This is a genomic window from Neobacillus jeddahensis (genome assembly GCF_000612625.1).
Taxonomy (GTDB): domain Bacteria; phylum Bacillota; class Bacilli; order Bacillales; family Cytobacillaceae; genus Neobacillus; species Neobacillus jeddahensis.
In genome coordinates, this window is the sequence record NZ_CCAS010000022.1 from 51,406 (window position 1) to 62,669 (window position 11,264).

The 11,264-nt window shown below is 36.2% G+C and carries 10 protein-coding genes; 4 read left to right on the forward strand and 6 right to left on the reverse strand.

Annotation, left to right across the window (positions count from 1 at the left end; translation table 11 throughout):
* Window positions 1–24: 24 nt before the first annotated feature.
* Window positions 25–810: a glycosyltransferase family 2 protein gene (locus TY15_RS11765; protein ID WP_040204226.1), complete on the reverse strand. Its 786-nt coding sequence runs from the start codon at window positions 808–810 to the stop codon at window positions 25–27.
* A gap of 280 nt (window positions 811–1,090) precedes the next feature.
* Between TY15_RS11765 and TY15_RS11770 the strand changes: the two genes are divergently transcribed.
* The 4 genes from TY15_RS11770 to TY15_RS11785 all read left to right on the forward strand — a co-directional run bounded on the left by TY15_RS11770 (window position 1,091) and on the right by TY15_RS11785 (window position 4,976).
* Window positions 1,091–2,089 (forward strand): LCP family glycopolymer transferase, encoded by a 999-nt coding sequence (locus tag TY15_RS11770; RefSeq protein ID WP_040204227.1) that lies wholly within the window; start codon window positions 1,091–1,093, stop codon window positions 2,087–2,089.
* A gap of 277 nt (window positions 2,090–2,366) precedes the next feature.
* Complete coding sequence (locus TY15_RS11775; protein ID WP_042374485.1) at window positions 2,367–2,618, forward strand: hypothetical protein; 252 nt, start codon at window positions 2,367–2,369, stop codon at window positions 2,616–2,618.
* Window positions 2,602–4,563: an insertion element protein gene (locus TY15_RS11780; protein ID WP_244440920.1), complete on the forward strand. Its 1,962-nt coding sequence runs from the start codon at window positions 2,602–2,604 to the stop codon at window positions 4,561–4,563. Before TY15_RS11775 ends, TY15_RS11780 begins: the two co-directional genes overlap by 17 nt.
* A gap of 74 nt (window positions 4,564–4,637) precedes the next feature.
* Window positions 4,638–4,976, forward strand: coding sequence for a hypothetical protein (locus TY15_RS11785; protein ID WP_040204229.1), 339 nt, complete (start codon window positions 4,638–4,640; stop codon window positions 4,974–4,976).
* A gap of 236 nt (window positions 4,977–5,212) precedes the next feature.
* Here the strand turns inward: TY15_RS11785 and TY15_RS11790 are convergent, their stop codons facing one another.
* The 5 genes from TY15_RS11790 to TY15_RS11810 form a co-directional block, all read right to left on the reverse strand.
* A complete protein-coding gene (locus tag TY15_RS11790) occupies window positions 5,213–6,664 on the reverse strand; it encodes an oligosaccharide flippase family protein (protein WP_040204231.1) in 1,452 nt (483 codons plus the stop codon).
* A gap of 34 nt (window positions 6,665–6,698) precedes the next feature.
* Window positions 6,699–7,583, reverse strand: a complete 885-nt coding sequence (locus tag TY15_RS11795) for a glycosyltransferase family 2 protein (protein WP_040204232.1) — start codon at window positions 7,581–7,583, stop codon at window positions 6,699–6,701.
* Entirely contained in the window at window positions 7,584–8,906 is a 1,323-nt protein-coding gene (locus TY15_RS11800; protein ID WP_040204234.1) for a UDP-glucose dehydrogenase family protein, read from the reverse strand.
* Complete coding sequence (locus tag TY15_RS11805) at window positions 8,903–9,724, reverse strand: glycosyltransferase family 2 protein (protein ID WP_052353764.1); 822 nt, start codon at window positions 9,722–9,724, stop codon at window positions 8,903–8,905. The genes TY15_RS11800 and TY15_RS11805 overlap by 4 nt, the downstream gene beginning before the upstream one ends.
* A gap of 263 nt (window positions 9,725–9,987) precedes the next feature.
* The coding region (locus TY15_RS11810; protein WP_042374487.1) for an N-acetylmuramoyl-L-alanine amidase at window positions 9,988–11,264 on the reverse strand (1,277 nt) is incomplete at its 5' end.

Here is an 11,264-nt window from a genome sequence, read left to right on the forward strand (position 1 = left end):
CCAGTCATTAGAATTCAAGTGGAGTTAAAACCACCGCCATCCCCATTTATTAAAATATTTATACATTGATTGCATAAAAATCTTAAATAATTTGGAATTTTTGTGCGCTCCTCTTTCGTAATAATGAACCACTTGTGAAAATGGCGTATACACAATCCTTCTATTGCGCTTTTTCAATTCCAGACAAAGATCATAATCCTCAAAGTACATAAAATAGCGCTCGTCAAAACCGCCTACTTCCTTAAAATCCTGCCCTCTTACTAACATAAAGCATCCTGATCCAATTCGGATATCCACATCACGATCATTTGGAATATTTCTTAATTCATACGATGCTAAACGTTTATGAAACATTTTTTTCACAATTTGAAAAGGGATAAAGCGGAGCGCATAGTCAAAAACAGATACACGATCACGCATTAAATGCTGTACACTACCATCAGAATTTAAGACCTTTGGTACTAATAATGCAATGCTTGGATCTTTTTCCATCCTATCGATCATTTCAAGTAAGTCATCTTTTAGCAGAACAATATCTGGATTAAAGACCAAGAAATACTTTTCTTGAGCATGTAATAAATTATAATTGTGACCAAAACCAAAGCCATTATTTTCAGCGAAAAAGGTAATCTCCGCAAAATCCAAATATTCACGTAACCGCTGTTTATAGTCTTCATTAGAGTTATTATCGAAAATAACAAATCGGAAATTATTGTCATGGACAAATTCTTTTTTTAAATTATTTAACACATCAAAGATATGTTTACTATTGTATGTCACAATACTGATTGTAACTTTTGCGTTAGACACTTTTTTCACACACTTTCATTTCATTATTTTGATGTCTAGGCTATTTCATTAACTCAAATTTTATGGACTGATTTTAGTAAAACAAAAGCAGACAATGACAAATATCCACATATAATGAATTCTTTAGACTTACCAAAAATAAATTATAGCATCATTATAGCGAAACTTGTACTTTTATGGCGGATTTTTTTAATTCTTGTTGAACTTATATTCGTTCAATATTATAATATCCCTTAGAATTTCTTTTTACATCACTACCTTTCAGAAGGGAATTAAATAAATGAATAGAACTAGATCTCACCTTAAGCAAGGGAAGAGGAAGAAAAAGAAAGTTAAATGGTTTCGTTTATCATTATTCATACTATTTATTCTTGTAGTGGGTGGCGGCTCTTATGCCTACAGTGTTTATCATAATGTTGCGAAGGCCGTAGATAAAATGAATACACCACTCACAAGAGAAGTTTCCGCAAAGCGGGAAACTCAAGTCGAATTTCATAATTCTGATCCAATTTCTATCTTAATGGTTGGGGTTGATGAGCGAAAAGGCGACAGTGGACGAACAGATTCTATGATTGTTGTGACGATTAACCCCAAAACAAAATCTACGAAACTTTTAAGTATTCCACGTGACACAAGAACTTTGTTAATTAGTAATGATAGCTCCAAGAAAGAACGGTTAGATAAAATTAACGCTGCGTATGCCTATGGTGGAATTGAAGAAAGTATTGATACAGTAGAGAATTTTTTAAATTTACCGATTGACTATTATATCAAAGTAAATATGGAAAGCTTTAAAGACATAGTCAATGCAGTCGGTGGTATTGATGTAGACAATAAATATGCATTCGAGTTAGATGGGGTGACCCTTAGTAAGGGAGAGCACCATTTAAATGGAAAAGAAGCTCTTATGTATGCCAGGATGAGACACCAGGACCCAAGAGGTGATTTTGGACGTCAAGAACGACAACGGGAAGTTATCTCAAAGATTGTCGCAAAAGGAAAGTCCATTTCAACACTTACCAAATATGATGATATTCTAGATGCACTCGAAAAAAATATTAAAACCAACCTTACACTCGATGATATGATTGGCATACAATCAACCTATAAATCTGCAGCCGAGCGAATCGATAATATTGAAATGAATGGAGAAGGAAAGACCATTGATGGTATTTGGTACTACTTGGTAGATGATGAAACTAGACAAGAGATTTCTAACCAATTACGAGAACACTTAGGTTTAGGACAAGAAACTGTAACAACTTTGGATTCTTATTAAACCAATGAAAAAAACCCGTTAGGTTGAAACTAACGGGTTTACTTCAGAGGTGCAAACAAGCTAATCACGACCGAAAACACATTAGAATTCACACACGAATTCTAATGTGTTTTTTTGTTGTTATATCAATGTTCGCAGATATTTCTTTTGTAAATTCACACCCCAATTCGCATAATAAATCACAGGTATGGAAATAATTATTGTAGGGTATGTGAATTTGCTGTGATTTACAGTGTGAATTCATATGTGAATTTTCGAACGGAGGAATATTACCACTATGGAAATAAGGTTTATTGAGCCGAAGAACAAGCGAGCGGAAAAGGTTGGCTGGAAAATATCTGAAAGAACACGCTCAATCGTGAAATATTACGCGGAATACACTGAGTTTACTGAAGATGAGTTGGTAGATGAGTTCTTGCTCAATATCCTTAATGATAAGAAATTCTTAAAATGGGTAGAAAGCAAACGATATAACAAAAGGATTTTAACCCAAATCTTTGATATAGAGGAGGATGAAGATATTGGCTAAATTAAAACGATTGGCTACCCCTTCAGATGACGTATTGAATATCATTGAACCTGTTTCATCGGATGAATTATTGGATAGACATCTTAACTATCCGATTCTAAGCCCCAGGCATTTCGCCCAAAGATACAATAAGTTATACGAACCTATTGAGTTTATATTTAATGGTCAAACTCATAAGATTCAATTTAATTATTGTGCTAATCCATATTGTTTGTGGTTTGGTCAGCCGCAAGAAAGATTTGAGAACATAAAAAATAAACCAAGCCGATACAAATTGACCAGTAAAGGACGATATAGAACGGATTCTATCGTCTGTAATCCAAACCACGAGCCACATCCTGATAAAAAATCGCTCAACTGTACAGTTACTCCAATATCCAAATGGTCCGTCGCTGAGGAAATTAAACGCTTGGCTACAATGGACATTGTGAAAGACATAGAGCCTGACTATGTGTTTCATAACGAGAATTGTGTGACTGATAGTTACACTCCATTTAGTAATCCGAAGGATTTTTATCGAAGAGGAACAAGCAGCGGCGGTTCCCAAAAATGGCAATGCAAAGAATGCAAGAAAATAACGAATGTCTTGCCTAATCGTGAAAAGAAATTTACTTACAACCAAAAGAAGAATGATATTATGCCGATGTTTGCGAAAATGCTCATTAATCGTCTACCTGTAAGCCGGACTTGCGAGGCTCTGAATATTTCTCCAAAGACCTATTATCACAAATTAGAATGGCTTTATCGTAGATGTCTTGAATTTCTTGAGCGTTATGAACAAAAATCACTAGAAACAAAGGAAGTTGACTCGCTTTGGCTCAATACCGATAAGATGATATACAATCTAAACAACGTCCGGAAAAAGGGGCACGGTGGGCTGCGATATGATAATGTTGAGGACAAATTAATGCAGACCCAAATCATCGTTAGCGGCGATGTGGATACTGGTTATATTTTTCGGTCAGATGTAGCCTATGATTGGACTATTACTTTGGAGGATATTAAAGAGGATACGGTCTATTACAGGGAAGACCACCTCTATGAATTTTCTCGTAAAAATGGCAGGCTTCGTTTTTCTGTTTTGCCACAACCACCCACAGAGAACGATGATGAAACAGACCTAGAGTACGAAATGGCTTTTAACAATTTTCAAAGGAGAAATAAATACATTGATGGTTTGCATACCAATTCGAATTACACAGCGATTGCTCATCTTTGGCTGTTAAAGCAATCACTACATTCACCAAAATGGCGTTTCGTTACTGATGAGGACGAAACATTAATGAAGTCTATTTACCGCGTATTCAAAGAAGAGATTCTATCAGGTGAAGCCCATCATTTCTTATGTAAAATCGACCGTGATAAAACCCTTCAGGAGGCATTTCGTGAACACGTCGTAGCCGCCTCCAAACTAAAGGCTTGGGGCGAGGCAAACGGCTTTGAAGAACAATCTTTAAGAAAACTTGCGACAACTAAGGTATCCATTGAACTTAATAAAAAGCCATTGTACAAAATCCTATCAGACGGCACACAGAACTATAAAGTTTGGGCTAAGAGTACAGTAGAACATCCCCTGCCACCATCGGATAAAGGACATTTTTCAGTTGATTGTACAACGGATACAAGTTCCTATTCAGATGAATATGTCGCCAATATGCTTTTAAAAGTTACTGACCGACCAACAAGCAATTTTATGCAAATGATTCGAAGGAGATTATCCGTACTTGAAAGACCCCTTGTAACGGCAAGAGGGAGTGGAAAAAGTTACATCTATGCAAACTTTAACCCAAAGTACGCTCAAATGGCTGTCACCATTCTGCGAACTTACTACAATTTCTGTTTAAGAACGAAATCGAAAGGTAAAAAGGCAAGATTAACTCCTGCTCAACAACTGGGTCTTATAGATAAGCAATTTACTCTGAATGATATATTGTATTTTAAATAAATCACCTATTTAATAGGGAAAGTGTTATTTTTTGGGGAAGTATAACTATAGAGATATTAATTACAGGGGGAAATATGAAGAGGAAATTAATTGTTTTAGGAATAATAATTTTATTATCATTTGTGCTGTGGTGGGCTAAATATTTGTTTTTTGTGCCTCATTTTCAAGAAGGTCCAAATAAAACATTGGTTTCGAAAAATATAAAATTAGAATTAGTTACAGATTCACCTGAACCTGAAAAATTAGGAATCAGTGTTCCGGGATTTCTTCCGTTTTGGAAGACAGTTGGCACGGTTGACGGAGAAATGGATGGGACTCTATGGGAATTTAACGATAAAGGAAAAAAATATGTTCTATACACAGCCAATACTGAAATGCCTTGGAGCTATACTTATAAATATTCGACAAAATAAACTAACGAGTGTTTAGTGAAATAAAATAATACAAAAAAGGCTTAGAGTTGAAGATAGCTCTAAGCCTTTTTGACCTTGAAATCTACTGTGATTTGTGTTGTGGAAATTATGTTATTTCCTGTGTGATTAGGTCTGTGATTTAGAGTTTTGCACCTCACAAGTAAACCCGTTAGTTTCAACCTAAAGGGTTTTTTTCATTGGTTTAATATTAGGGCCTTTTACTATTAAATATCGAGTTATGAACGACGCTCATGTATTTTCACCAAGAACTTTTGTGAAAATACTCCTAAAAGCTTATACACCAATGAGTCTTTTATGAGCAAAAGTCCCAATCCATACACTATGCCACCTGCAAGTAATTGTAGTAAGGTAAGTAGAACAGGAGTTATCGTGACTATCTTTCCAACAAACCATGCTGCAATAAATACAAGTATGCTTAAAACTAAATATTTAAAGAACAGCTGCAGGAAGGTTCTAAAGTGAAAATAGCTTCTCGCATAATACATTTGAATGATAGCCCCAACTGACTCGGCCACAAGAAGGGCAATGGTAGTCGCCAAACTACCCATCGATGAAACGAGTACTAAATTAGTCATCAAACTTAAGATGGCGCCAACAGTGATCGCAACCGAGTATTTATTTTGCTGATTGGTGGCCACTAATATTTGAACGCCAAATACATTTGCCAGTCCCACAAAAAAGATGACCGGACTCATAATCATCAGATTAAGTGACACATCCAGAAAGTCTTTTCCTAAAAACCAAATAACAAAATTAGGTGATATCGCGACTAACCCTAATGTCATCGGTAAGGTAATCATTAACACAAATTGCAAAGTGACATTGGTGTATCTTTTTAATTGTTCTTGATTTCCTTTTGCAAATTCAGATGCCATTCTCGGAAGTAAGACAGTACCTAATGAGCTAATCAAGCCGATCGCAATTTTGACCACCTTATTAGCCTGAGTATAATACCCAACTTGTACTTCCCCGGAGACATTCCCTAAAACAATTCGGTTGACTAAAACATATACCTGAATCATTAATTGAGGTAAAAACAAAATAAGGATGGGTATAACATGGGCCTTAAAATCAGGAAATTCTATTTTTACAAACTTTAATTCCTTCAGTAAGGGTCTCCACATAATCAGCTGCCCCACTAACAGTGTGCCTCCGTTAATGGCTACATATAACGGCAAATCGTTGTATTCCTTAATGAGTAGAAACGTAAGAATAATTCCGGCCACCTTGATCAGCATGTTCCTGATGGCAATTTTTTTCATCTGTTCTTTTCCTATAAAATACCAAGAAATATCTAAACTATACGCCAAAAGGGTCGTAATGTGAATAAGGTACAGTATTTTATGGGTAGAGAACGCACTAATAAAAATATAATAAACTATAAAATTCAACACAGCTACACAGATTTGAAAAATAAAAATGGACCAGAATTCTTTAGATAAGTCATTCTGATCTTTTTTTACCGCAATTTGTCTGCTTCCATACATTGGTAGACTTAATACCGTGAACACTATAAAAAGTTGTACGACCGATAAGACGGTAGCATCGATCCCAATCCCCTCAGGTCTAAGAATTCTGGATACATATGGGGTTGTAATAAAAGGTGTCAGCATAAGCAGCAACTGATAAAGTACTGTAAATAGATAATTAGACATTAATTTATTCATTTTAGATTGGTTAAACCCCTTTATAGATGTACCACTAAATACTATGGGTCAAATAGTGCTTAATCATTTTTAGTTTGAGTCTTTTACTTGCTTTTGTTCGTAAGAAAGGAAGGTTCTTCATTACATTCTTCCTAATATCCTTAAGGGAATGTCCTTTTCTAACAAACTGCTCCAATTCCACATCAATTTCTGGATATCTCTGTAAAAGAATCTCCTTCGAGCGTTTCCGAAGCAGCTCTTTTTCAGCACCAAAAGAGACTCCACCAATATGATGGACATAGGCCCCTTTTGCAACAACCAGCTTATAACCAGCTATTCTCGCCCGCATACACCAATCCGATTCTTCCCCATATCCCCTTTTAAATGTTTCCGCATCAAAAACACCCACTTGTTCTAAAGCTGATCTTTTCACATACATACAAAAACCAATTAATAAAGGGGCTTCTACAAACCCATCTCGTTTACTTTTGTTAAAGGCAAGCACTAATTCTTTAAATGAAAATAAATCATTAATTTCACTATTACTAGTTGGGATACCCGAGATAATCCCATAGTTACTCATAGGGATAACTGCCGCAATCTTTTCGTCACTTGTCGCTACCTGTGCTAATGTTTCTAACCAACCCTCCGTAACCATAGTATCGCTATTAAGGATAATCGCATCACGTTTACTCACCGCAAAGCCATTATTCACATTTCCCGGAAACCCTAAATTCTTTTCATTTCGAATCGAAATAATATTAGAATATTTATCTGAATAATAGGCAGTCAACTCTTGGATGTGATCATCAGGACTTTTATCATCTAGCAAATATAAATCAAATGCCTCTATACTTGTACATTGATAAATACTTTCGATACAGTTCTTCGTCTCCTCATAGGAGTTATAAATTGGCAGTAAAATATCAACCTTTTCCATCTAGCTTCTCCCTAATGGATAGTATTGGAACATATCCCTAACATTCTTGTCTTTCACATGGATATTACGAAGGTCAAAGACAAAATCACCTTTCATTAAATCTTTCATCCGCTGTAGTGACATACCTCGAAATTGATGCCATTCTGTGATAAAGACCGTTGCGTCTGCACCTTCAACCGCAGCATATTCGTTTTCACAATATTGAACGCTATCCTCAATCTTTTCCAAGCGCCATTTGGCTTCTTTCATTCCTTGTGGATCATAAGCTTTTATCTTTGCTCCATTTTTTACTAGACCGTTGATGATGTCGATACTTGGTGCATCCCTCATATCATCTGTTTCCGGTTTAAACGATAATCCTAAAATGGCAATCGTCTTCCCTTCAACCCTATTCATCCGATCGACAATCTTCTCCACCATGCGTTTCTTTTGCTTCTCATTCGCCTCGATAGCACCTTGGATGACCTTGAATTCCTCGCCATACTTCCGGCCAATATCAACAATGGCCTTTGTATCCTTAGGAAAACAAGATCCACCGTATCCTGGACCAGCATGAAGAAACTTTGGAGAAATGCGACCATCCATACCCATTGCACGGGCAATTTCCTGTACGTTCGCCCCAACCTTTTCAGCTAGTAACGACATTTCATTAATAAAGGAGATTTTCACAGCTAAAAATGCATTTGAAGCATATTTAATCGTTTCAGCCGTCGCAATATCGGTGAATACAAAAGGCGTCTCATTAATGTATAAAACGTCATAAACTTTTTTCATGACTTCAGCTGCACGTTCATTTTCATAGCCAATAACAACCCGATCAGGTTTTAAGCAGTCTCCTACCGCTTTTCCTTCTCGTAAGAACTCTGGATTTGAGATGATATCATATGGGTACTCTTCCCCACGCTCGTTTAAAACCAATTGGATGGTCTCCTTAACAAGCTGGCCTGTTCCGACTGGAACCGTAGACTTATTAACGATTACTTTGTAACCATTTAAATAGGTACCGATATTTTTTGCTACTTCAAGTACATACTTTAGGTCTGCACTTCCGTCATCTTTTGGCGGAGTCCCCACAGCAATAAAGATTACATCTGTATTTTCCACTGTGTACTTTACATCGGTTGTGAATAAAATTCTTCCTGCTGCAACATTTTTATCCATCAGTTCTTTTAAGCCCGGTTCATATATAGGAACAATACCTTTATTAAGCATTGTTATTTTTTCTTCTATTACATCCATACAAATGACATCCAGACCAAATTCAGCTAAGATGACACCTTGTACAAGTCCAACATAACCTGTTCCAACTACTCCTATTCTCATACTCGATTCCTCCGGTTAAATACTTTGTCAAAGAGTTGATAAGTAAAATATTTAGCATAGTGCATGTTTGCGGATATACTTTTTCCATCTTGTTTATTTGTGTTATACATCACAAAATGGTGGAATGATTTTGTAATGGGATTCGCAGTTTTCAATTCAGGATATTTCTCAAAAAATTGTTTTAAAGCTGTGGCTTGATTAACCTTTTTTCCAATACTATCATTCTGTACCTCAGCGACTGCAAGTACTTCATCGAGGTGATGAACTTGATAGCTTTCTGAAACCCGTAAACAAAAATCCCAATCTTGATAGCGCATCAGGTTTTCATCAAAGAGCACCTTTTTAGCGATCGCTGTTTTAATGAAAATGGTTTGCGTACTTATAAAATTGCCGCGTTTCAGTAAAGAATGAATCTCCTCTGACCTGACACTTCGTTTCGGTACAACTCGTCCAAAATTCTCTATCTTTAAACTACAAAAACACATATCCGTCTCTTGATTATTATTAATATAATTCATCTGCTTTTCCAGCTTGGTTGGCAGCCAAATATCATCACTATCCTGGAAAGCAATATAATCACCTTGGGCCATCAAAATCCCTGTATTTCTAGCTCCATTTGCTCCTTTAGTCCGTGAATTAAGGACATATGTAATTTTCTCATTTTGAAATGATTCTACAACTTCTTTTGTATTATCGGTTGATAAATCATCCACAATAATAATTTCCAGAGGTTGTAATGTTTGTTCAAGAACGCTCTTTACGGCTTTGGGCAGAAGATCTGCCCGATTATATGTAGGTATTACTACCGAAATACTCAAACGATTGACACTTCCTTTTTGAACAAGCATATATTTTCTTTATGTTATAAAAACAACTATTCTACAGTATAACCTATTTTTTTATATTTTTCATATAAGAATGTCCGTTCATGGAGAAATTTGGTTGTCCTTTTTGTCGAAACTCCAACATAAAAAATACCTCTACTTGCAAATCCCTAGGATTCATTCACAAGTAGAGGTATGGAATATTGGCATTTTCGAATTTCATTAACTGACTTGTGACTTGCGTTGCATTTGCAACATTAATAAATACTAAAGTAATGATTTATTCCATCAGCAATTGCTTTAGCCAATTTATTTTGATAAGCATCTGTAAATAATTTTTGACGTTCACTTGGATTGTTAATAAAACCCAACTCCACTAAAGTAGCAGGCATTGCTGATTCACGTACAACCGCCAAGGTCTCTCCATTTGTTCCACGATTAACAGAACCAGTGTTATTAACCATATTTTGTTGAAGTATATTTGCTAGTGCCATACTTCTTGCAATTCTCACTGGGTCATTATGCATAGCACTATTAATTTTCGGTGGATAACCTGGAGTATATTTATAGTAATAAGACTCAATACCTGAAGCAGCAGTTGTCCCAGATTCGGTTGCATTAGTATGGATACTTACAAAAATATCTGCTTGTAGGTCATTCGCCATTTTAGGACGATCAATCAACTCAACTGTAGAATCGTCATTACGTGACATTATTACATTATAGCCAAGATTAACTAGTAATGATTTCACTTTTTTAGCAACAGCCAAATTCAAGTCTTTTTCACGATACCCACCAGAAATTGCACCAGTATCGATTCCCCCATGGCCTGGATCTAGAAATACGATGAATGGCTCCTTAAATGCTGCTTTTTCACTAACCGGTTCGCCCTGACCTTTGGGAACCAACTTGATTTCAATGGCTTCGAGGCGCTTAGCAAGACCCTCAGAACCAGCCTTCATCCCATTTTCCGCCCAACCTAACCAGCCATTTCCTTGAATATGAACACGATAATAAACATCAAAATAATTTCCAATCTCGCCAGTTAAATTTATTTCGATTGCTTCCAATCGCTTGCTTTCACCAGATGTTCCAGATACTTCACCATTTGATACATTATTTGTCCAACCATAACTTTGTACATGGGTAGAATAGGAAATTCCTCCACTATAAGAAGAATTCTTTAGGTTGATTTTAATTGCTTCTAAGCGTTTCCCTTCTCCGACTGTTCCACTGATTGCTCCATTCACTTCATTATTCAACCAACCATGTGTTTGAACATGAGTTGAATAAACCACAGAGGGTGCTGTAAGAAATGGCTTGTCAGTTGAACCTGGAGGATTGCCGCCTTTTGCGACTAATATTATTTCAACTGCCTCTAAACGTTTACTTAATTCACTTGTACCTGCAGACTCACCATTTTTGGCCCACCCTAACCAACCAAATGATTGTGAATAAACGCGGTAGTATACATCATAATGGTTTGAGATCTCTCCAGTTAACTTAACTTGAATAGCTTCAACTCGTTTATTCT